The organism is Pantoea sp. SORGH_AS_0659 (assembly GCF_031453915.1).
Lineage (GTDB): Bacteria > Pseudomonadota > Gammaproteobacteria > Enterobacterales > Enterobacteriaceae > Pantoea > Pantoea leporis.
Genome location: NZ_JAVJAK010000001.1, coordinates 830,113 through 853,531, shown reverse-complemented (window position 1 = coordinate 853,531; position 23,419 = coordinate 830,113). Strand labels below are relative to the sequence as shown.

Here is a 23,419-nt window from a genome sequence, read left to right as displayed (position 1 = left end):
GCATTGCAGGTGTACGCGATGAATCGCGCCGCTACAGGCTGTGCTTAACCGGTAGCGGCGCAATTTACTGCGCAAAGTTACAGAATAGATTTCGCCGTTTTCACCACATTCTCAACGGTGAAGCCAAACTCCCTGAACAGCTGATCCGCAGGCGCCGACTCACCGAAGGTGGTCATACCGACGATCGCGCCGTTCAGGCCGGTGTATTTGAACCAGTAATCCGCGATACCCGCTTCAATCGCCACGCGAGCAGCAACCGCTTTCGGCAGCACGGATTCACGGTACGCCGCGTCCTGTTTGTCGAAGGCGTCGGTGGATGGCATGGAGACCACGCGCACCTTGCGGCCTTCCGCTGTCAGCTGCTCATAAGCGCTCACCGCCAGCTCCACTTCAGAACCGGTGGCGATCAGGATCAGCTCCGGCGTGCCTTCGCTGTCCTTCAGCACGTAACCGCCGCGCGCCACGTTAGCCAGCTGCTCAGCGCTACGATCCTGCTGCGCCAGGTTCTGACGCGAGAAGATCAGCGCCGATGGGCCGTCCACACGTTCAATCGCGTACTTCCACGCCACCGCTGACTCAACCTGGTCGCACGGGCGCCACAGGCTCATGTTTGGCGTCACGCGCAGGCTGGCCATCTGCTCAACCGGCTGGTGCGTCGGGCCATCTTCGCCCAGACCAATTGAGTCGTGGGTGTAGACCATAATCTGACGGATCTTCATCAGCGCGGCCATACGTGCGGCGTTGCGCGCGTACTCGACGAACATCAGGAAGGTGGCGGTGTACGGCAGGAAGCCGCCGTGCAGCGCGATACCGTTGGCGATCGCGGTCATACCGAACTCGCGCACGCCGTAATGGATGTAGTTGCCCGCCGCATCTTCGTTGATCGGCTTCGAGCCGGACCACATGGTGAGGTTGCTCGGCGCGAGGTCAGCGGAGCCGCCCAGATATTCCGGCAGGATTTTGCCGAAGGCTTCGATGGCGTTTTGCGAGGCCTTACGGCTGGCAATTTTCGCCGGACTGGCCTGCAGCTGCTCAATGAACTTCTGCGACTCGCTGGCCCAGTTCGCCGGCAGCTCATTGTTCACGCGGCGCTTAAACTCGGCAGCCAGCTCCGGATGTGCGGCGGCGTAGGCGGCAAACTTCTGGTCCCACGCGGACTCTTTCGCCTGACCGGCTTCTTTGGCATCCCACTGCGCGTAGATGTCTGAAGGGATTTCAAACGGACCGTGGTTCCAGCCCAGCTGCTTGCGGGTCAGCGCGATTTCATCGGCACCCAGCGGCGCGCCGTGCGAGTCGTGCGTACCGGCTTTGTTCGGCGAACCAAAACCGATAACGGTTTTGCACATCAGCAGTGAAGGCTTGTCGGAAACCGCTTTGGCTTCTTCCACCGCTTTTTTAATCGCGTCCGCATCGTGACCGTCCACGCCGCGCACCACGTGCCAGCCGTAGGCTTCGAAACGTTTGGCGGTATCGTCGGTGAACCAGCCGTCAACGTGACCGTCGATGGAGATGCCGTTGTCGTCATAGAAAGCAACCAGTTTGCCCAGCTTCAGCGTACCGGCGATGGAGCAGACTTCGTGTGAGATGCCTTCCATCATGCAGCCGTCGCCCATAAACACGTAGGTGTTATGGTCTACGATGTCATGACCCGGACGGTTGAACTGCGCCGCCAGCGTGCGCTCGGCAATGGCAAAACCCACTGCGTTAGCGATGCCCTGACCCAGCGGGCCGGTGGTGGTTTCAACGCCTGCGGTGTAGCCATATTCCGGGTGGCCTGGAGTTTTAGAGTGCAGCTGACGGAAGTTCTGCAGCTCGCTCATTGGCAGATCGTAGCCAGTGAGGTGCAGCAGGCTGTAAATCAGCATTGAGCCGTGACCGTTCGACAGCACAAAGCGGTCGCGGTCTGCCCACAGCGGGTTAGTAGGGTTATGGTTCAGGAAGTCACGCCACAGCACTTCGGCAATGTCCGCCATGCCCATTGGGGCACCCGGATGTCCCGAATTGGCTTTCTGTACTGCATCCATACTTAACGCGCGAATGGCGTTGGCAAGCTCTTTACGAGAGGGCATCTTCTACTCCAGGTCGGATTAATGCTCCGCCACGCTTAACTTATTGTAATTAATCAGTTATAAGGCGAAGCGAGAAAAAAGTCGCACATCAATGTACATGAAAATCAGGACAAAAGTACATGCATCTGGGTGCTAAATCACGGGTAACCGTTTGCATTTCCGGGCTTGTCTGCTAGTCATTGAACAACATGCGAGCTATAACCTAAGCGTTTAAACATCTGGGCCAGTTTCAGGTGTTTGTTTTCTTTACCTTGTTACCCAAAGGATGCCGATATGAAAATGAGAGCCACGATTGTTGCTCTGGGAATGGCTTCGCTGCTGAGCGGCTGCGAAGGGTTTGATAACAACGCGCTGCTACAATCGGGTGCGCAGGCTTATCAGGCCTATGCGCTGAACGATACGCAGGTGAAAGAATTGAGCGATCAATCCTGTGCGCAGATGGATAAAGACAATCAGGTTGCGCCCGCTAACAGTGAATACCAGCAGCGCCTGAACAAAATCGCGGCGGCGCTAGGCGACAACATCAACGGCGTGCCTGCCAACTACAAGGTTTATCAGACCAAAGACGTTAACGCCTGGGCGATGGCGAACGGTTGTATCCGCGTCTATAGCGGGTTGATGGATATGATGACCGATAACGAAGTCGAAGGTGTGCTGGGCCATGAAATGGGCCACGTCGCGCTGGGCCATACGCGCAAAGCGATGCAGGTGGCGCTGACGACCACCGCAACGCGCACCGCTGCGGCTTCCGTCGGCGGCGTAATTGGCTCGCTGTCACAATCACAATTGGGTGAAATGGGCGAAAAGCTGGTGAATGCGCAATTCTCGCAAACTCAGGAAACACAAGCCGATGACTACTCGTTCGACCTGCTGAAAAAGCGCGGCATCGATCCGATGGGATTAGCGACCAGCTTTGAGAAGCTAGCGAAACTGGAGCAAGGAAGACAGAGTTCGATGTTTGACTCGCATCCGGATTCGGAAGCCCGCGCCCAGCATATTCGTGAGCGTATTGCGGCTGGGAAATAGATCGTGCTTGCTGTCCCCCTCCTCGGTCCTCCCCCATGAATGGGGGAGGAAGATGCTGCCACATGTCAGTGAGGAAGCTGCATTTAGCTGCGTCTCCTTCCCCCATGAATGGGGGAAGGCCGGGATGGGTGACAGTAAGCAAAGATCAAAAAAAACAACCTTCAACGCTTAAACAATCCATCCACCATCGCACCCAAATCCTGGGTATTCGACGTCTTAATGTGGCCCTGCGGCGATAGCTTATCAATCACCTGCGGCAATAAGGCAGCCAGCGTACCGGACGCACCCTGTACATCGGTGCCGAGCTTATCCGCCAGCGACTGCAGCTGATCATTGCCAAGCGCATTTTGAATCTCGCCGCCATCAATCGACATGTTACTGCCGCTGCCAAGCCAGCTATTCAGCACCTGCCCGAGTCCGCCCTGTTGAAACTTCTGCAGCAGCACTTCAGCGCCGCCCTGTTCCTGCACCCAGTTCCAGATAGCCATCAGCTGTTGCATCTGGTTGCCCTGCCCGCTTCCGTTGCTGTTTCCTAGCGATCCTACTAAATCGTCCAGTAAACCCATAGTCGCCTCCGCAGATTAATTAACCGCCAATAAGTGTAGCCGCAGGAGAAAGGATTAACCTTTATTTGCCGCCTGCACGTGCAGCATGTCCAGCGCCAGTGTGGCTGCGGCCAGCGAGGTCAGATCGGCGTGATCGTAGCCCGGCGCCACTTCCACCAGATCCATACCGACGATATTCATGCCCTGCAAACCGCGAATCAGCTTGGTGGCTTTATCGCTGCTCAAGCCGCCAATCACTGGCGTGCCGGTGCCCGGTGCGTGGGCGGGATCCAGACAATCGATATCAAAGGTCAGATACACCGGCAGATCGCCAACGGTACGCTTCACTTCCGCCAGAATGTCATCAACGCTGCGATCGTTGACCTGCGCGGCATCCAGCACGTTAAAGCCCAAGCTCTTATCGAACTCGGTACGAATACCGATCTGCACAGAGTGCTGCGGATCGATCAAACCCTCTTTTGGCGCGGTGAAGAACATGGTGCCGTGATCGAAAGTAGGACCATTGGAATAGGTATCGGTGTGCGCATCGAAATGCACCAGCGCCATTTTGCCGAAGTGCTTAGCGTGTGCACGCAGCAGCGGCAGCGTGACGTAGTGGTCACCGCCAAAGGTCAGCATGCGCTTACCGTTCGCTAGCAGTTTCTCGGCGTGCGCCTGCAGTTTGTCAGAGAGATCCTGTGAATCGCCAAAGGCATAAACCAGATCGCCGCAATCCACCACGTTCAAACGGTGGCGCAGATCGAAATCCCACGGCCAGCGACAGCCTTCCCACGCCAGGTTGGTGGAAATCTGGCGGATTGCCCCCGGACCTAAACGGCTGCCTGGACGACCGGAGGTCGCGGCATCGAAAGGAACACCGGTGATCACCCACTCAGCGTCACTGTCGTAAGGCTGGAAGTTGAGGGGGAAGCGCATGAAACCAAAAGCGTTAGAAACCAATGAGTTATCATACTGATTGCCCAAGGTGTTATGCATAACTGGTCCTCTTAAGATCCGTAAGTCGATAGGTCTGTTTAGGTATAGATGAAAAAAATCCCCTCAACGTAAATACTACGAGGAAGGGATAGATGGGCGTGATTATTACGAAGATTGAAGTTGGGTGCAATCAATGCTTTGACGTGGTAAGCCTCCAGAAAAATCAAGGTCAATCATTTCGGCTGGAGAGAGCTTGAAACCACAAACGATAATAATTTAATCAAGAATGTTTTGAGCAAAGTGAATAAGGAAAATTGAGCCTTTTCTCAATTATCTTCATAGGAAGGCAGGCAATAATTTCATCGATTGAAAAGTAGCAAATACGATACAAATCAAATAACAACCCATTTAATCAGCTAACTGTAGATGGCAAATCAACGCGACCATTCGAGTCTGCTTATTATCTATTATCTTATCTTCAGCGCATTGGTAACTGTTAAGCCAAGGGCGGTAGCATATCTATTAATCAAGAATACTGTGAGTTTTAAATGGCAAGAAGTGGATTAAATGTACAAAGCGCCACGATTAACGCATTGTTTTTTAGAGAGATAAGAACCAGATTCGGTAAGTTCCGTTTGGGGTATCTCTGGGCGATACTAGAACCATCAGCCCATTTATTAATATTGATGGCCATTTTTGGCTTCATCATGCATAGGACAATGCCAGACATTTCCTTCCCTGTATTCTTACTTAATGGGATCATTCCCTTTTTCATTTTTTCTAATATCTCTACTCGATCACTTGGAGCAATTGACGCGAACCAAGGCTTATTTAATTATCGACCGGTTAAACCCATCGATACTGTTTTAGCAAGGGCGATGTTAGAGACGATTATCTACGTAACTGTCTATATATTTCTGATGTTGATTGTTTGGGCTGCCGGGGAGTATTTTTCTGTGGCAAATCTACTGCAATTAGTGGGTGCATGGAGTCTTTTGATTATTTTCTCATGTGGCGCTGGACTCATTTTTATGGTGATAGGTAAAACCTACACAGAAACGCAGAAGCTTTTGCCAATTCTCCTTAAACCGCTCTATTTCATCTCGGGAATAATGTTTCCACTGCACGCAGTGCCGAAAGATTACTGGCCATTTCTACTCTGGAATCCCATTCTACATGTGGTGGAACTTAGCCGAGCAGCCGTGATGCCGGGCTATAGTAGCGAAGGCGTCAGCCTCGTTTATCTCGCCATTCTCACACTAACGACATTATTTTTGGGGCTTGCCATCTATCGCACCCGTGAAGAGGCAATGCTGACCTCATGATTAAGATTGAAAATCTCACAAAGTCGTACCGCACCTCATCAGGCCGGCACTTCGTGTTTAAAGATTTGAACCTCACTCTGCCAGGTGGAAAAAGTGTGGCGTTGGTTGGCCGAAATGGCGCAGGTAAATCAACATTACTGCGCATGATTGGTGGTATTGACCGGCCTGATAGCGGCGCAATCACTACCAATAAAACGATTTCCTGGCCGGTTGGCCTTACTGGCGGTTTTCAGGGCAGTCTTAGCGGTAGGGAAAACGTTAAATTCGTCGCGCGTTTATATGCCAAACATAGTGAGATGAAAGAGAAAATAGATTTTGTTGAGTCATTTGCTGAATTGGGTAAATACTTCAATATGCCGATCAAAACTTATTCATCCGGAATGAAATCAAGATTAAGTTTTGGTTTAAGCATGGCTTTTGATTTTGATTATTATCTTGTGGATGAGGTCACCGCGGTAGGTGATGCGCGCTTTAAAGAAAAATGCTCAAGGATGTTCCAGGAACGACATAAAAGTGCGAGTTTTTTGATGGTGTCGCATAGCTTAAGTACGCTCAAAGAGTATTGTGACGCAGCTATTTTCATTGGTAGGGATAATCATGTCAATTATTATGACTCGGTAAATGATGCTATTGAGGCTTACTTAAGAAGTGAAAATAACAAAAATACTATTCCAATATAAATAACACCGCTGATCATTTTACAACAATCTATTTTAGGTAAGAGAAATGAAGGGAATCGAACATCAAGATTTGTTGATACTCATTGGAGAAAAAGGAGGGCTGCAAGCCCGTGATAATGGCTTTTGTTATTTTCAGCATAGAATGAAGTCAGGATTTAAAAACACTTTTTTCATTTATAGCAAACAGAATGTCGACATAGAAAAACTTTTACCTTTTAATAAAAACATCATACTTAAGGATAGCAAAAAACATCATAAGATATTTTATGATGCAGACTACCTCCTGCTTAATGACGGATATCTTGATACTTTCCCCTCTTTTAATAAAAAACCATTAGAAAAGGGCTGGGCTCCCATCGTATACCTTCAACACGGAATCATCTCTTACAAGAGAATATTCATATTTAAAGGTCACTACAACGGTAGAATAAGATATTTTAGCACTTCGTTGAAGTCAGAGAAAAATATCGTTATCAATACACTACAAACACAAAAAGATATTAACCAAACAAAAAGATTAGCCATCAAATACAAAATACCACACTACGATGACTTTTTTTCCAGGAATAACCTGGAAGATTTCTATATCTTGCTACTCCAGCGATATTACGTTAACAAAAATTCTGTTGAGGTAGATGATTTACAGGCGCTAAAGAAACTCATACTGAATATTGGTTTCCTCGACAAAAGAGTGATCAATAGTGGCTTGTCGCGACATGAGCTACTACCAATGAAGAAGAAAAATGAAAAAAACATATTATTCTTTTTTACCTGGCGTGAAGAGTGGACAAAACCTGGCGATGACAATCCATTTTTAGACATAGTCCAGCAGATTAAAAACAGCCAAGGAATAATAGATTATGCAAATAAAAGAAATTTAAACATTGCATTTTATTTGCATGAAAAAAATACTCCATCTTAAACCAATGATAGAAAAACTCTTTGATGGGGCTATTTCATTTGTCGGGCACGATGACTTTTCAGTAGTATTAAAAGATACTGCTGTTTGCATAACAGATTACTCATCAATTGCCTTTGAATTTAACCTGATAAAAACACCGGTTATTTTCCTACAATTTGACTATGATAATTACAAGTTTGAACGAGGTCATTTTTTAAAATCCCCCTATGAATTCAACGGTTCAGTCGTGCGTACTATTGATGAACTTGAAGACCTATTTTCAGACAAAAGCATTGATTTCAAGATCAAACATCGAGCCAGAAAGGATTTCCTTAAAGTCATCCGTGATTATGAAAATTTCAATAAAACCAATAAATTTCTGGATAAAGTGATTGCCAATAAACAACAGCACATTGTTTACTGCTGTTATAATATCTATGGCGTAGGTGGAACAGTACAAACAGTTATAAACCAGACAAATTATCTGGTTTCTGTTGGCTATCAGGTATCCATTATCTCAATGCGGCGCACCAGTGATACACCTAAGCTACAACTTGATCCCAGTGTACGTATTGAATATCTCAATGACGCACGCAGCAATGGCAAGTTCCGCACAAAGCTGGATAATCACCTCGCTCAATATTCTTCAAAGATTTTTAAAAAATCAGAAGATCTTTATAATGGCTTATCTTTGTTGACAGACTTCAAACTGGTAAGCATTTTAAAAACTATTAAGAACGCAATAATTATAGGCACATTCCCAGGCCTATGTGTGAATATCATCAAGCATGCCCATAAGTCGAATAAAGTCATTGTTCAAGAACATCGTGAATTTAGCTCACACTCTAAAGAAATACAGATAACTTTGTTAAGAAACTATCCTAAAGCTTACAAGGTACTTACTCTCACCTCTTTTCAAAAAGAAGAGTACAATGCTCAAGGAATTAGTAAGGTTACCCCCATTCCAAATGGACTCGAAGATAAGTTTCCACTAATTTCACAATCGGGTAGGGATACTCAGAAGAAAAGAATTGTTTCTTTTGGTCGTTTGATTGAGTTAAAACAATTCAATTTATTAATAGAATCTTTTGCAAAAATAGCAAAAAAATTCCCAGATTGGATTTTAGATATTTTTGGTGACGGTGATGAAAAAGAAAACCTTATCAATCAAATTGCAACGCTAGGTTTAACATCACAAGTTACCATTCATCCACCGACATCATTAGTTTATGAAGAGATCTACAATAGTGCATTCTGCGCACTCACATCTGCTAAAGAAGCTTTTGGGATGGTCTATATTGAAAGCTTTAGCATGAGCAAACCTGTGGTTAGTTATGATATAGGCTATGGTCCTAAAGATTTCCTGGTGAATGAATATAACGCTTTAGTTTCTCCCTGTTTTGATACTCAACACTTTGCCATGAACATGGAAAGACTTATGGCTGATGAGAACTTACTCAGTCAACTTGGAGAGAACAGTCGAAAAACCTATCTTGAAAAATACGAAATATCTAAAGTTATGGATAAGCTATTAAAGGAGTGTGAATGATGACTAAAGCTTCAAAATTATTAAATACCCCCGGTCTTTTCGTTAAGGATGCTTTTAAGAATATTCTGGGTGGAAGATCAAAAGAAATAATTAATGCAGTAAACACAACGCCAACGGTTGAAACAATCACTGAGCCTCCATTACTAAAATATGACAATGAAAAATTAAACATTCATTTAATAGTCATCGACACGATAAGTGATAAAATAAAATTCAAAGAAAGCTTAGTAAGGTATCAGTATCGTAGTATTATTAAGTACACTAATTTTAAAAGTCTCTCATACATTAGCCAAAGTATAATAAGCAACAACAGTGACATAAGTGTTTTTAAAAAACTACAGTGAGGCTTTCAAAAATAAGATAAGAAACATCAGTCCAAAACGAGAATTATTTATATTTATAGATTTGAACTTTCTATTCCTTAAGAAGGTTACGAATAAAGATTTTATATCTCCAACGGGTATTCCTTATACTTTTATTAAGAATAAAAAAAGAAACATCGACCGAGTAAAAAACACCTTCGCAGAACACTTCTGTGAATTTGATTATAATTTTTCACCCGCTGAAAAATTCTGTTGCGTTGATAATATGCAACTTTGTCATTACAACAACATACTTGAGTCTGTCAGTAACCCACACGATTACTTATTCGAGTTCTTACCCATTTCTAACACTATGACTAAGGGAGAGCAAAGTATAATTAAATCACCCATTCAGTTTGCCCTGCTTGATAGAGGATATGAAGAAAAATTCATCTGGATACAATCTGTGCATGGCTCGAAACGATGTCCTCTCGCCGTAACATTCAACAAGATGAATGATAAAAACGATGACTATGCTATGTTTTTAGATACGATTGTTCCTCATGTTTCACGTGACGAACACTATTTATCCGTGAAGCAGGAATTGAGTCATTGAAATAAAAAAATAAATTAGTCCATTCTCAAAATTTACAGGGTGGATTAATTTTAAAAATGAAACCCAATAAGATGCTAACTATTTCTCTTAGAAAAATCAGGAAATTCAAAAGAGCACCAATACTCTTTTTGAGAGACTACCTACTAAAACGACACCCTTTAATCTTAAATCATAACAATATAATCAATGCAACAGAAGGTATTATTGTTAGTGCTTTACAAAACTCAATGACTTCCTTCAAACCTGCTTTCAAAATCGATGTTGTATACACCTGGGTCGATGCAAATGATTCAGCATGGTTGCAAAAAAAAAGGCTGCACAGCAATCCAGACATATCATATGCACTTTATGCAACTGAAGAATCGAGATTCAGTAATCATAATGAACTCTATTACTCTCTACTCAGTATTGAAAAAAACATACCGTGGGTAAACAGGATATTCATAGTCACTGACAATCAAACACCATTAATTCCAGATAGCCTCAAAGATAGAGTGGTATTAGTTGACCATTCCGAAATCATTCCACAACAATATTTGCCTACATTTAACTCACATGTAATTGAAGCTTACCTATACAAAATTAAGGGATTATCAGAACACTTTATTTACTTTAACGATGACTTCTTTGTTGCTCAAAAAAACAACCCTGAGCATTTCTTCAAGTCAAATGGGATAGCGAGTTTATTTGTTAGTAACAAAAGCACTTCATATTCTCCAGGTAAAGAAAGAACAACAGCAACGTTATCAGCATGTCAGAATTGTAACGATATCTTCGAATCAAACTTTGCTGTTCGATTTGACAATACACTGACTCATACGTATGTACCTTTGATTAAATCTGTTTTTGAAGAAAGTGCGTCTATGTTTCAACATGAAATCGCTGCATTTTCCAGAAACAAATTCAGAGCGACGAATGACTTAAATGTTGCTACCTTCCTCGTTCCATATCATCAATATATTCTGGGTAAATCCGCGCCGAATCTGGACATCTGTTTTTATTTTAATATCCGTTCTCCTGCATCAGGCAGTTTCTATCGAGCACTTATGAATGGCAAAAAATACAATAATCTCCCACATTCATTTTGTGCGAATGACTTTAGCTCTAATGAATTTAATCATGATGGTTACAGTGAAAGATTGAATGAATTTCTATCATCATTTTTTATCTCGTAAAGTCATGACGTAAAAAAAGAATGGCAAAATTTCTTTATAGCGATTGCAATTGAAAAACACTTAAAATTAATAGGATCAACGTTGTTATGAATGATAGTTATGAGAAACAGATTGCAAGCTTCATTGCAGCAGGAAATGTTGTTATAGGTAAACCCGATAAAGTTTTAGGTGATTTTAACCTAAATTTCCAATCAGGTAAGAACTCCAGCATTACTTTCAGCGAAGGATGCATATTAAATAACGTATCTTTTAATATGGAAAATGGTAACGGTGAATTGAAAGTAGGTAAGAAAGCTTACATTCGCGGACGTTACTTTATTGGTGCTGGGTCTAAAATTGAAATCGGAGATCAAACAGCAATGAATCGTCATGTACTTATTGTTGCTACTGAAGGCGCATCAATTACCATAGGCAGGGATTGCCTTTTCTCTGACATAACGATGTCTACGACAGATTGGCATTCAATCATTGATGATATGACTGGAGAAAGAATAAATCCTGCCAAATGTATCATCATTGAGGATTCAGTATGGCTGGGTGAGAATGTCACAATTCAAAAAGGCATTACGATTGGAAAGAATAGCATAATTGGCTCCAGAGCATTAGTGACAAAAACCATTCCGCCCGGAAGTTTAGCCGTTGGTATTCCTGCAAAAATAATCAGACAAAACGTCAGGTGGCAGCGTAAACTCATTCCTATGAACTTCCTGCCAGCAGAACCTTACTAAACTAAAGTAGAGTAAATATTCAATGGGAACCCGCAATTGACGAACCATGCTGCGTCTGAGTGTCAGCATGGCGTTAATTAACAACGCTGAAATTGAGCTCATTTAAAGTTTTGCACGTCTTCTAATTCACACCAAACTTTACTCGAAAAAACGTTCCATTGGTAATAATGGATATTAACTTGCGTCTGGCAGGTCAAATGTGTCATAAAACTTTTGAACAAATAATCATCTGTAACAAACTGATCCCGCCAAAAAAAATCCAAACCCGACTGAAACGTTACTCCTCTAATGTCGTATAACGCCTCTCCCATCACTTTTAACCGCTTACCATGCATCAACGCTAAAATTCCTGCGGTGCTGTTAATCGTAACCACACCTTGAGCATGTGAAATTAATTCCCGCAAAGGGAGATCATGAATATAAACTACTCTATCTGTAATATTTAAACGCTTGCAGAGCTCATTGATCAGCGCTGCGTAATTGCGATGCCCGCAATCCATTGGATGATGTTTAATCACCAGATAAGTATCCGCTGGTGCATGCTGCGCAAAAGAGCACATTACCTCACGGATATAATCCCGCACATCATTATAAGGGCTATGATGCTCTATTTGGCTATCATTATAAACCTGTAAAATCGCCAGGTAATAGCATTGGTCTAAATCAACCGTTAATCTATTAAGTATATGCCTCTGCTTAAATTGATATAATGTCTTGCGCCACCCAGCCCGAAACCAATATGTGGCTTCGCGCCAAGGTGAAAATGGTTTATGGTGACAATATTGGTCAAAGGTATGTCGATAATACCAGCTAATGAAGTAATACCAGCTGGCATGCGCCATCCTGCGGATTTTAGATGGATAACATGCCTCTATTTTCGCTGCTGGCTGCGCCAATAGTTGGCGATAGAATTCAGCATCGCGCGGCATTGAAGAGTTGGCATTGACACCGCCCTCCTCGAGCGTAATAAAATTTGGTCGCAGATACCCTTCTTCGAATACAAAAAATCTTACCCCTTGCGTATGTGCCCAGCCCTTCGCTACCTTATGCAGCGTCCGGCAATCGCCAAAGCACAAAATCGTATCAAAGTCATAATCCCGCTTAACCCGGTTGAGCCAAGCCGAAAACTCCTTTTCTGTTTGCATGAACGTGAGGTATTTACGTTTACGGCAATAGAAGCGGTCGCCGCCGTTGAATACGACATTCACGGCTTCACGCCCCAATGACTCCAGCCAATAAGCCATGTCATTAAAGAAAGGCCCCATTGGGCCTTGTAACAACAGGAACTGCTTTCCTTTTAGCAGCTTTTTAATAGCTTCACTCATGGTTTAAAATGCTAACTTCACCTTAATAAACATTGATAACTTTTTTCCCATCCGCATAAGTCTGTCTCGCCAATTTTTATCAATCACCATATTTGCTCGTGGCGTATTGATGAGAATTTCAATGGCTTCTTCTACTGAAATAGCATCCAGTCGTAACGGATGAATGTAAGTCGGATAGGCAATTAATGCTTGATAGATCAAATCGTAAAGGCCTAATTGTTTCACTCGGCGGAAACAATCATGCTCGTCATATGTTAATCCCCATCCAGCATAGAATGGCATGCCGTAGCAGTACACGCGTTTGCCATGCAATAAAGCTTCGAATCCTGAAAGCGATGTCATCGTATGTACTTCATTGGAAACCTGAATACATTGAATAATGTCTGCATCCAGCGCCTGATAATCAGCATATTGATTAATTTCTCTATCAGTAATATGCCCTTTGCGGTTGCCTACTACTACATCTGGATGTGGCTTGTAAATAATGTATGCCGCAGGATTACGCTCCCGTACGGTTCGTAACAAATCCCGATTAGTACAGATTGTAAAGGTGCCAGTCTGAATAGATGCATCATTTTCTACCTGGCCTGGCACCAATAATACGCGTTTACCTTTTGAATCGGCTGGCAAAGTAAAATCAGCGCCAAGATTGTATTTACTGATTCTGTTATTTACGAGCCGATGATGAACCTTCCTCGCCCGCGAACATTGAGCATCGGTTAATTCACTTTCATTGAGCAACATCTCTAAATCACTGGGTCGCGTGGCATCGTAATAAATACCACGTTTATCCAATACCAAGGACAACGGCGGCAGAAGATCTGAACCCAGGCCCGAAGAGCGTAAAAAACCATCTTCCATCCGCCAAACAGGTAATTGTTGGGCTTGCGCTTTTTCCAACCAACGCTGCTCGCCAGCAATTCCCCATACCACACACGCGGTAGCCAGCTTATTACTTTTTGAAAAACTCAGCGTATTGGTAGCGGTACGCAAAAACGGTTTAAGGATGGTGTATTTCCACATCGATAAACCCGGCGCCCAAAGGTGTCCGATACGTGGTAGCTGATAGTTGCGTTGCAATTGGATCCAATGCAAAACATCAAACAGCGTTGCGGGCTCGCCGGTCAACGGGTGGATATAGCGGCTATAGCGCAAGTAGGCCGCCGCAAACAGTTGCTCAAGCGTAGCGTTGCCACGCCGTTCACTTAGCTGCTTAGCTTGTGGATGGCGATCGTCGGTCAATCCCCAACCGGCATACCAGGGTTGGCCAAAGCACGTCACCGGTTTACCTGCCATCAATGCTTCAAATCCATACTGCGAAGTCATGACATAGACACGTGAGACATGCCGCAACAGAGATTGTGGGCTCACATCATCAGCCATGAGATGTATACGATGCGTGGATTGAAAGGAGTGGTAATATCCCGACTTCTTGCCTTGTAGTACGTCCGGATGGACCTTTATCCACACCACGGCACCAGGATTTTCCCGTATCGCCGCCTCTAACATCAGGACAAAATTATTCGGCCCCGCATTGCCATAGGTTACGGACATGTCACCTAGCGTTTGGTCAATAACTAATACTACATTGCTGGTTGCACATGCTCCTGCAACAAAAGCCGGAGCTTGATTATATTTCGATAAATCTTGCTCAACGATGATGCTCATTGCTCGTTTGGCGTCATCGGCAAGCCGTTGATTAACTTCTCTTTCCTGGATCATCTTCTCTAACTCGCTGGGCCGGTTAGCATCGTAATAGATCCCCAATCTATCCAGCACCAGTGAAAAAGGTGGCGCGCCATTAACGCCAAGATCCAGCGAGCGGATATAGCCATCTTCCAGTCGCAGCACTGATTTTCCTACACTACGCGCCCACGCCACCGGCTGACGTGTGTTGGGACGATATCCCCACACTGCAATGGTGGTCACGGCATCGGCGACAGGCCGTTGCAGCGATAATTTCTGGCACGGCTGGGCCAGGAAATTACGCAAAAATGGAATTCGCCAGATGCCCGAAGAGAATATACCAATCATCACGATGCACCCTTACAGCGTAAGAACCACTTTCGCCGCAACGGCTAATTGATACAGGATGGTGGAAATGCCACGCGTCACTTCGATGCTCTTCGATTCATACTTCGGCAGCACCATTAACTCATCACCTGGATTCAGCGCACCGACATCTTCCGCGTCTTCGGCCGCGCCGTTCTGGCGAATAACGATGACGCGCGCATTACCGGACTTCTGCGTAAAGCCACCGCTTTTGGCGATGTAATCTTTCGCGCGTAAGCCTTGCTCCCAGCTCACTGCATTCGGGAACAGCACTTCACCATGTACCAGCACCAGTGAGGTTTTCTGAGGAATGCTAATCACATCACCATCTTCCAGCAGGGTGGCCGCGAGGTTTTTCTCGTTCAGAATGACTTCACCTTTTGGCACGACCTGACGCGCTTTCGCCACAAATCGGCTGACCAATTGCGCTTCCTGGAAGCGGAGGCCAGCCTCCTCCTTGGTGGATGATTGCGCAGAAAGCGAGGCTTCCTCTAACTTCTGCAACGCCAGGTTCATCATCTCTTTCTGGCGGGAGGCCACGGAGGGACGATACAGCTTGATGGCACTCATCTGCGACATACTATTAGGTCGAATCTGCTTCAACACCGCCTGCATGTTGGATCCGTAAGGCAGTACCATCGCGTGTTCACCTGAGTGTGCGCCTTCAACGCGGACCTGAATCGTGCTGGCATAGCGATCGGTGCTCACAATCAGTCTGTCACCATCTTGCAGGAAGCGGCCGTTCGCCTCGCGAATTGGATAATATTCGCTGCGCTTTGCTAAACCTTGCTGGCGCACAATTAGTAATATGCGTCGCACCCGGTTTGACTCGCGCCCAGCTCAAAGCTTCGGTGACAGGAATAGTGCTGTTGCGAAATTCAAAGTTATAGCTATTGAATACATCGCCTTGCACATTGAACGTATGCTGACGCGGCCCGACCACAATGGTGTCGCCATCGGCAAATTGTGATAATCCCAATTTACCGTTAAGCAAAAAATCATACAGGTTGATATTGGATCGCACTTTATTGCCACGTTTCACTAAAATATCGACGTAACTTCCACGTTCAGGATCAACGCCGCCCGCTTTAATCAAATAGTTCAATAGGGAATCCGACGTCACGCCGCCATATAAACCCGGGCTGTGAACAAAACCGGTGACGTAGACTTTCACAGGCTGTGCCTGTAATAGCGATGCATACACACTGACGTTGGCTTGGTAGACCTGCTTCACTTTGCTGGTAATTAACGCGTTTAGCTGGCTGTTACTGATGCCAGCGACTTTTACCGGCCCCACATTTGGCAGGAAAATGTTGCCTTTGGGATCAACCTGCAACGCGCCGTCAAAAGTAAATGCGCCCCATAAACGCACCTGAACGCTATCTCCTGGATTCAGGATATAGCCGGGATTGAAACCTACGCTTGCCCCGTTATCTCCGCTATTGCCATTAAACAGCTGAGCACCAAACATACGGCTAAGTACCACAGGCGCAGCTGGCACAGGCGTATCATCAAATCCGCTGTTATTGCTGCTGATATTTGCCGGTGCCGAATTGAGCAGAGATTGTGTTTTAACGCCGGTTAAGTTTGCATCAGCGTTAATATTTAAGGCCGCACTGGCCTGCGCAGTGAAGCAAGCTGCGATCATTACAAATGATTTTAAAATTTTCATAACAGACTCATTCTGCGACAGCATTAATCCCGATGATCTTCAATCACCGCCAATAACAGTTTCAGGGTGCCAAACATTAAGCAGCACACCAGCAACCAGCAGGCGATCAAATACGGAATGTTGGGGAAAGTGGACTCTTGCGGCTGCTGCGGTGAACTGATCACCGAAAGCACTTTCAGTTTACGAGCGGCTTCCACGCGTGTTTTTTCGATAGAGGTCAGCGCAAGCTTGTAAAGCTCATTATCAAAGGCGACACGCGATCTAATCTCTTCAAACTCCACCGCCATGCGGTTAAGTTTGTCGCCCTGCGGCGCGGTGATTTTGCCTTTCTCGTTATCGATCTGCGCCTGCATCGAGGCAATGGCGTTACGTACGCTGACAACTTGCGCAGCGTCATCACGCAGATAGGTCAGCAGAGTACGCAGCTCCGCTTCCATCTGGATCTTCTGCCCCATCAGCGTGTTAACCAGTGAACTGGCTGCTAACGCTTGCGCTTCAGGATCCAGCACATTGTTGCTGTTCTGATACGCCAGCAGCTCGGATTTACTGTTATTCAGGCGTGAGCGGGACTTTTCCATCTCCTTTTCCGCAAAGGTCAGCTGATCACGCGCAATACGGTGCGACAACTCATTAATGAAGCGTTCGGACTCTTTCAGCACCGCTTTATTAAAGTTAAGGGCAAAGTCCGGCGTAAAGCCTTGCGTGCGAATAGCCAGCAATCCCGCTTTATCGTCATACGTTACGCTGAGACGTTCACGATAATAACGCAGGAATTTTTCGGCAGTTTCATCAGGAGACAGATGGTGCAAGAAATCCAGTCCGCTTTGGCTGAAGGCTTGACGGAAATTAAGTTGTTTATCTAGCACTGCCAGCATATCCGGCGAATTGATGTACTCCTTTAAGTAGAGTGCATCTTCCACCGAACTGGGATTAATCGCCCCTAACAACAAGCCAAAATTCACGCTATTGCTGGCAAGATCATCTGAGCGTTTAATCGCGACTTTGGATTCGCTCACAAAACGCGGCTGACTGAATATTGCCAGATAAATAATCAGCAACGTCATTGGGAGAAAAATGATCGCTTTTCCGAGGTGCCGTTTAAGATTGGCGAAAGAAACAACGCCTAATCTTTTTTCAAATTTTGATAAGGTGGAATTCTCTTTTATTAACATGGAGCAATCATCAAATATTCATAAGCGTGCCGTAGCACATCATTGAGGTTCGGCCTGCGGCTCTGCGCATTAATAACCCTGCCGCCCCTCGAGGAAAATCCAATATTTCGGGATGTTTTTTGGTGACAAATTGCAGCGCATTAAATAAAAGTACCGCGTCCGTCTTCCCGCGCTCGAAAATAAAACCACATTGATTTGTTCATAATTTCATGTGCGTAACGTATCAAAGCGCTCAGCTTAGCGTTAAGCGCACTTAGCGCCTTTGAGAAACGGCTTGTTATCGTTCACTTCGGGAACCCCTTTTCTCTAATAACAAGCCAGCTCAAGACATTTCTTGCTGTAATTAATTATATAAGTGCGGGATTTAATATTTAACGGTTCGTGTAATAGCTGCCGAAACTTCATGGTGCCCTCATCAATCACCCAAATAAAAAACCGCCGTTTCCTGAGGAAAACAGCGGTTTTAAACTAACGCGTTATACCGTTCCAATTAGCGTTCGCGCATCGCCTCTTGCGCTTTGTTAAACGGCTTAATCAGATAATCCATCACCGTCTTCTCACCGGTTTTAATATCCACGGTAGAAACCATGCCGGGACTGATTGAGAAGCGCTTACCGGCTTTATTCTGCACGTAGTCGTTATCGGTGCGGATAAACACGCGGTAATAGTAAATTTCCGGTTTCACCTCATCCTGAATGGTATCCGGCGAGATGCTCTCCACCACGCCGTTCAGGCCGCCATAAATGGCGTAGTCATACGCCGAGATCTTCACCACCGCCCGCTGGCCGGGACGGATAAAGGCGATATCGCGCGGTGACAAACGCGCTTCAATCAGCAGGCGATCGTTCATTGGCACGATGTTCATCAGCTCGCCATTCGGTGGGACCACGCCGCCCACGGTGGAGACTTTGATGTTTTTCACGATGCCGCGCATCGGCGAACGGATGGTCAGTCGCGTCACCGTGTCTTCACGCCCTTTCACCACTTGCGCCATGCTGTCGGCTTCGGCGTTGGCTTTCGCCAGCTCCTCACGTGCCTGCACATAATATTGCGAACGCATATCGGTGAGTTTCAGCTCCAGATCTGATTTATCGCGCTGCAAACGCAGCACTTCCACGCTACTGGCGGCACCGGTTTTGGCCAGACGCTGCGTGATGGCCAGCTCGCGGTTAGCCAGCGCCAGCGACTCTTTAAACTGCGCAGTCGCATCCGTGAGCTGTGCGCGGCGGGTTTTATACAGCCGCGTTTCTGACGCCATCAGATCGGGGAACTTATTCAACTCTGCCGGGAAACTCAGCGGCTGATCGTTCACTTCCGCATTGAGACGCGCGGCGGCAGCCAATGCCGCACGATAGCGTGCCGCACTTTCGCCGACGTTGGATTGCGAGCGCGTGGCATCGAGGCGCGCCACCACTTGCCCGGCCTGCACCTGATCGCCTTCGTGCACATACAGCTCGGTGAGGATGCCGCCTTCCAGCGATTGCAGCACCTGATCGCGCGAGCTGGGAATCACTTTGCCGGTGCCGGTTGAGACTTCATCCAGCACGCCAAACCAGGCCCAGATCACGGTAACGAGGATCAGTGCGGTGCTGATGACGATCAGCCGCACCGCGCCGGTGTAATGGGTTTCGGATCGCAGCTCACCGAGCAGATCGTCGGAGGAATCCACTTCTGCCGCCGTCACTAAGCGCAGTCTTGCCGGTAATTGTTTGATCATGATTGCGCCTCCGGCAGGCTGCCGTTAGTACGCGGTGTTGGCAAGGCGTTCTCTTTCGGGCTGTCCATCACCAGTTGTCCCTCTTTCAGCACCAGCACACGATCCACTAGCGCGAGGATCGCCGCACGGTGCGTCGCCACGATCAAGGTGCGCCCGTTGAGCCACTGACCGAGACGTTCGATAAACTCTTTCTCGGTGTGATCGTCGAGCGCCGCCGTCGGTTCATCCAGCAGGATGATGTTGGGATCGCGCAGCAGCATACGCGCCAGCAGCAGCGACTGACGCTGTCCGCCGGAAAGCCCAACGCCGCCTTCCATGATCGGATGGTCGAGGCCGAGCGGCAGACGACGAATGAAATCTGCGCCGCCGCTGACGGTGAGCGCGCCAAAGATCGCATCATCGGTGGCGTGCGCCGCGCCCATAGTGAGATTCTCGCGTAGCGTGCCGTGGAACAGCCGCGCGTTTTGCGTCAACAGGCCAACGTTACGCCGCACATCCGCCACATCAATGTGCGGCAGGCTGAGGTTATCCAGCCGCAGTTCACCGCCGACCAGATCGATGCCGCCAATCATCGCCTGCAGCAAGGTCGATTTACCCGAACCGTTGCGTCCCAGCACCGCAATGCGCTCGCCCGGTTTGATGGTCAGGCTTTTAATGCGCAGCGCGATGTTCATCGAATCGGTGTAGTAACGGAACATTGCATCGGTGAACTGATAGTGACCAAACAGCACCGGCGTGTGGATCCGCGTTTCGTCTTTGCTGTTTTCCACCGGCAAATTCATCAGCGCATCAAGGCTGCCTTTCGCCGCTTTCACCTGCTGCCAGCGCGCCAGCACGCCACACAGCGTGGCCATCGGCGCAATCATGCGCGAGGAGAGCAGCGACGCCGCCACAATCGCACCGGTGGTAATATCGCCGTTGATTACCATCGGCGCACCGATCACAATCACGCTGGCGTATACCAAACCCTGCACCGTCACGCCCCAGGTAATCAGCGAGTGCATCACTTTGCGCATCTCCACGCCGGATTGCGCGGTAATGCGAATGTAGCTGTTCCACTGTTGCAGGAAGCGATCTTCCGCCTGCATCAGCTTGATATCTTCCAGCCCTTGCACGCTCTCCACCAGCACCGCATTTCGCAGCGTCGACTCTTTCAGGTTCTGCTGCGCCAGCTTCGCCAGCTTCTTCTGGCTCAGCACGCCCGGCAGGATCATCAGCAGCACCGCCACCGGCGCAATCCACGCCAGCTGCGGCGCGATAATCGCCATCACCAGCATGAACAGCAGGAAGAACGGCATATCGACAATCGAGGTGACCGTGGTGGACGTGACCATTTCGCGGATCGCCTCCAGCTCGCGCAGCTGCGAGATAAAGGTGCCGGTCGAACGCGGCACCGCGCTGTTACGCAGCCGCAGCGCGTGACCAAATACCCGATCGGAGACGCGCATATCGGCACGCTTGCCCAGCAGATCGGTCACGTGATCGCGCCCAACGCGCAGAATATAAGTGAACACCACCGAGATGATCACGCCGATATACAGCACATACAGCGTGGGATAGGACTGCGCCGGAATCACCCGATCGTACACCTGCATCGAGAAGATAATGCCGACCAGCGCCAGCAGGTTGATCAGGAAGGATCCGAGCATCACGTAGCCGTACGGCCGCAGATCGTGCAGCACCAGACGGCGCAGCCAATCCGGTTTTACCGTGGCGAGATAGCGATCGACGCGGCTATCTTTGGCAGCGGTAACTGGACGCAGCGCGGCGGCAAAGCGGATTTCCGGCAGCAACGTCTCCAGCGCAATTGGTGCTGGCTGTTCATCACCGGCAAAATGCACCCGCACTTCATCGTCGCCATCAAACTGGGTGATAACGCCCACCTGACCGTCGGCCAGCTCGATCGCCAGCGGTAAGCGCCAACTGGTGATCTCCCACTTATTCTCTTCATATAATTGCAGCGATAAACCGGCCTGGCGCGCCAGATGGCGTAACGCTTTATCGCGTGACTGTTTGCCCTGCCATTCGGCAGCGGCCATGATCATTCCCGGCGAACAGGGCAAGCGATAATGGCTGGCGATCAGGATGATTGCGGTGGCCCATCCGTGTAAGGGCACGTTTCCCCCGGACGCGCTATCAGGCGCGTCGGGAATCTGTAATTGCGTCATGGCTGGATCTCCACGGACTGGATCCGCTGATTATTCAAAGCAAACGCCGACCGCATATGCCCGGTGCTGTAGAGACAATCGAGCTGCAGTGAGCGTAACTGGCTGATGGTTTGCTGCAATGTGAAACGGGTCTGGAACACTTCCTGCTCGGCGTTGAGAACGTCCAGCAGCGGACGGGTGCCGAGTTGCAGATACTGATCCTGATAGAGCGACTGGGTTTTCTCGCCCAGCGTCTGTTGCCGTCCCATGATCGCCAGGCTGAGCGCCAGGCTTTGCGACGCGTTCTGCGACTCGCTTAGCTGCTGACGCGCTTTAAGCCGCGCCGAGTTGACGGCCGCATTGGCGGCCTGCAATGCATTGGCGGCCGCGTCCCGGCTGGCGGTGATGCCGCCGCCCTGATAGAGCGGCATTTCCACTTTCACAAACGCCGAATATTGGGTGCGATCCAGCGATTCGCTGCCGGAATAGTGATTATTGAGATAATGCGTCACCTGCGGTTCCAGCGAGATGGTTGGCATGTTTTGCGCGTTAGCATTATCGAGTTTGGCCTGCGCCTGATTGGCCTGCGCCCAGGCCGCCAGCACCGACGGATTGAGCTTGTCATCGGCTTTCGCCACCTGACAGGACTGGGTGAGTTTGGTGGGAAAATCGTCGCTGACCTTTTTCACCAGCGGCCAGCCAAGATAGGTTGCCAGCGTGGCGCGCCAGCGGTCGAGGTTGGCTTGATACTGCGTTAGGGTGGTACGCGCGCCTTCGATACGCGCATCGGTTTGGGTGGCATCCGAAAGCGACGCCGCGCCCTCTTCATTACGCTGGCGCGCCAGATCGCCAATCTTACTCAGCGCCGTGAGCTGCTCACGCGCAATTTTGACCAGTTGCTGATAACCCTGCACTTCCACCAGCGCAGCGGCGGTATCGTGCGCCACGGTATCAATGCTCACCAGCACGTTGGCCTGCTCCTGCGCCACGCCCGCTTCGGCGGAACGCACCGAACTGCTGACCTTGCCGAAGTCATACAACATCTGTGAAACCGACAGCACAAACGACGGGCTGAAGCCCTTTTCGCTGTAGGCGTTGCTGTAGCCGTTGTTCATGCCGGTACTGATTTGTGGATAGTATTTGGCTTTCGCCACATCAACCTGATTGGCCTGCTCCAGCATTTTTCCTACTGCCTGAGCGATATCGGGATGCCACTGAACGGCGCGCTGTACCGCCTGGTTGATGGTGAGAAAGTCGGGGACGTTGGCGAGGGCGGGTTCCGCCACTTCACCGGTTAATGAAGGCAGTTCTTGCTGTTGCGCTAAACCTGCTGAGGTGATGTGCCCCGCCCGGGTTAACGCGTCACTGGCCGCTAAAAGTGGAGAACTGTAAAGTAAAGCCATGCCCGCACAGAGAACGCTGAGCTTAAACGAACGGCGAAAAGTTGCGCCTGAGTGCATCAGTTCCATCGATAGTCCACCA

18 protein-coding genes and 1 pseudogene are annotated in these 23,419 nt (G+C 48.0%); 9 read left to right on the top strand and 10 right to left on the bottom strand.

Annotation, left to right across the window (positions count from 1 at the left end; genetic code table 11):
- Positions 1-77 precede the first annotated feature (77 nt).
- Positions 78-2,069, bottom strand: a complete 1,992-nt coding sequence (gene tkt / locus Q3H59_RS04095) for a transketolase (protein ID WP_309833401.1) — start codon at positions 2,067-2,069, stop codon at positions 78-80.
- A 273-nt stretch (positions 2,070-2,342) separates the two neighbouring features.
- Here tkt and Q3H59_RS04090 point away from each other — a divergent pair, with 273 nt between their 5' ends.
- Complete coding sequence (locus Q3H59_RS04090) at positions 2,343-3,095, top strand: M48 family metallopeptidase (RefSeq protein ID WP_101761934.1); 753 nt, start codon at positions 2,343-2,345, stop codon at positions 3,093-3,095.
- A gap of 161 nt (positions 3,096-3,256) precedes the next feature.
- Here Q3H59_RS04090 and Q3H59_RS04085 read toward each other — a convergent pair whose 3' ends face one another.
- Together Q3H59_RS04085 and speB are read right to left on the bottom strand one after the other, a co-directional pair.
- Positions 3,257-3,661 carry a YidB family protein gene (locus tag Q3H59_RS04085; protein ID WP_192236431.1) on the bottom strand — a complete coding sequence of 135 codons (405 nt, stop codon included), beginning with the start codon at positions 3,659-3,661 and terminating at the stop codon, positions 3,257-3,259.
- A 54-nt stretch (positions 3,662-3,715) separates the two neighbouring features.
- The gene (gene speB, locus Q3H59_RS04080; protein WP_309833398.1) at positions 3,716-4,636 is read right to left on the bottom strand and encodes an agmatinase; all 921 of its coding nucleotides are present in this window, start codon (positions 4,634-4,636) and stop codon (positions 3,716-3,718) included.
- A 488-nt stretch (positions 4,637-5,124) separates the two neighbouring features.
- Between speB and Q3H59_RS04075 the strand changes: the two genes are divergently transcribed.
- The 8 genes from Q3H59_RS04075 to Q3H59_RS04040 all read left to right on the top strand — a co-directional run bounded on the left by Q3H59_RS04075 (position 5,125) and on the right by Q3H59_RS04040 (position 11,852).
- A complete protein-coding gene (locus Q3H59_RS04075) occupies positions 5,125-5,901 on the top strand; it encodes an ABC transporter permease (protein WP_137386407.1) in 777 nt (258 codons plus the stop codon).
- A complete protein-coding gene (locus tag Q3H59_RS04070) occupies positions 5,898-6,581 on the top strand; it encodes an ABC transporter ATP-binding protein (protein ID WP_309833396.1) in 684 nt (227 codons plus the stop codon). The genes Q3H59_RS04075 and Q3H59_RS04070 overlap by 4 nt, the downstream gene beginning before the upstream one ends.
- Before the next feature lie 46 nt (positions 6,582-6,627).
- Positions 6,628-7,503, top strand: coding sequence for a hypothetical protein (locus tag Q3H59_RS04065; RefSeq protein ID WP_309833394.1), 876 nt, complete (start codon positions 6,628-6,630; stop codon positions 7,501-7,503).
- The gene (locus Q3H59_RS04060; RefSeq protein ID WP_309833392.1) at positions 7,481-9,031 is read left to right on the top strand and encodes a glycosyltransferase; all 1,551 of its coding nucleotides are present in this window, start codon (positions 7,481-7,483) and stop codon (positions 9,029-9,031) included. The genes Q3H59_RS04065 and Q3H59_RS04060 overlap by 23 nt, the downstream gene beginning before the upstream one ends.
- Positions 9,028-9,375, top strand: coding sequence for a hypothetical protein (locus Q3H59_RS04055; protein ID WP_309833390.1), 348 nt, complete (start codon positions 9,028-9,030; stop codon positions 9,373-9,375). Before Q3H59_RS04060 ends, Q3H59_RS04055 begins: the two co-directional genes overlap by 4 nt.
- Complete coding sequence (locus Q3H59_RS04050) at positions 9,353-9,949, top strand: hypothetical protein (protein WP_309833388.1); 597 nt, start codon at positions 9,353-9,355, stop codon at positions 9,947-9,949. Before Q3H59_RS04055 ends, Q3H59_RS04050 begins: the two co-directional genes overlap by 23 nt.
- 56 nt (positions 9,950-10,005) lie before the next feature.
- Positions 10,006-11,124 carry a Stealth CR1 domain-containing protein gene (locus tag Q3H59_RS04045; RefSeq protein ID WP_309833385.1) on the top strand — a complete coding sequence of 373 codons (1,119 nt, stop codon included), beginning with the start codon at positions 10,006-10,008 and terminating at the stop codon, positions 11,122-11,124.
- 86 nt (positions 11,125-11,210) lie between these two features.
- On the top strand, positions 11,211-11,852 hold the full coding sequence (locus tag Q3H59_RS04040) for an acyltransferase (RefSeq protein WP_309833383.1): 642 nt from the start codon (positions 11,211-11,213) through the stop codon (positions 11,850-11,852).
- Positions 11,853-11,950: 98 nt separating this feature from the next.
- On the opposite strand, the gene Q3H59_RS04035 is transcribed toward Q3H59_RS04040, so the two are convergent.
- From Q3H59_RS04035 to Q3H59_RS04005, 7 genes and pseudogenes are all read right to left on the bottom strand, one after another.
- On the bottom strand, positions 11,951-13,177 hold the full coding sequence (locus Q3H59_RS04035; RefSeq protein WP_192412056.1) for a capsule biosynthesis protein: 1,227 nt from the start codon (positions 13,175-13,177) through the stop codon (positions 11,951-11,953).
- Between the two features lie 3 nt (positions 13,178-13,180).
- Positions 13,181-15,211 carry a capsular polysaccharide biosynthesis protein gene (locus Q3H59_RS04030; RefSeq protein WP_192412308.1) on the bottom strand — a complete coding sequence of 677 codons (2,031 nt, stop codon included), beginning with the start codon at positions 15,209-15,211 and terminating at the stop codon, positions 13,181-13,183.
- A gap of 12 nt (positions 15,212-15,223) precedes the next feature.
- Positions 15,224-16,901 (bottom strand): annotated as a pseudogene (locus Q3H59_RS04025) (polysaccharide biosynthesis/export family protein).
- A 23-nt stretch (positions 16,902-16,924) separates the two neighbouring features.
- On the bottom strand, positions 16,925-18,073 hold the full coding sequence (locus Q3H59_RS04020; protein ID WP_192412058.1) for a capsule biosynthesis protein: 1,149 nt from the start codon (positions 18,071-18,073) through the stop codon (positions 16,925-16,927).
- A gap of 490 nt (positions 18,074-18,563) precedes the next feature.
- Positions 18,564-19,790, bottom strand: coding sequence for an HlyD family type I secretion periplasmic adaptor subunit (locus Q3H59_RS04015; protein ID WP_192412059.1), 1,227 nt, complete (start codon positions 19,788-19,790; stop codon positions 18,564-18,566).
- A complete protein-coding gene (locus Q3H59_RS04010; RefSeq protein WP_192412060.1) occupies positions 19,787-21,958 on the bottom strand; it encodes a type I secretion system permease/ATPase in 2,172 nt (723 codons plus the stop codon). Before Q3H59_RS04010 ends, Q3H59_RS04015 begins: the two co-directional genes overlap by 4 nt.
- On the bottom strand, positions 21,955-23,406 hold the full coding sequence (locus Q3H59_RS04005; RefSeq protein WP_192412061.1) for a TolC family outer membrane protein: 1,452 nt from the start codon (positions 23,404-23,406) through the stop codon (positions 21,955-21,957). Before Q3H59_RS04005 ends, Q3H59_RS04010 begins: the two co-directional genes overlap by 4 nt.
- Positions 23,407-23,419 lie beyond the last annotated feature (13 nt).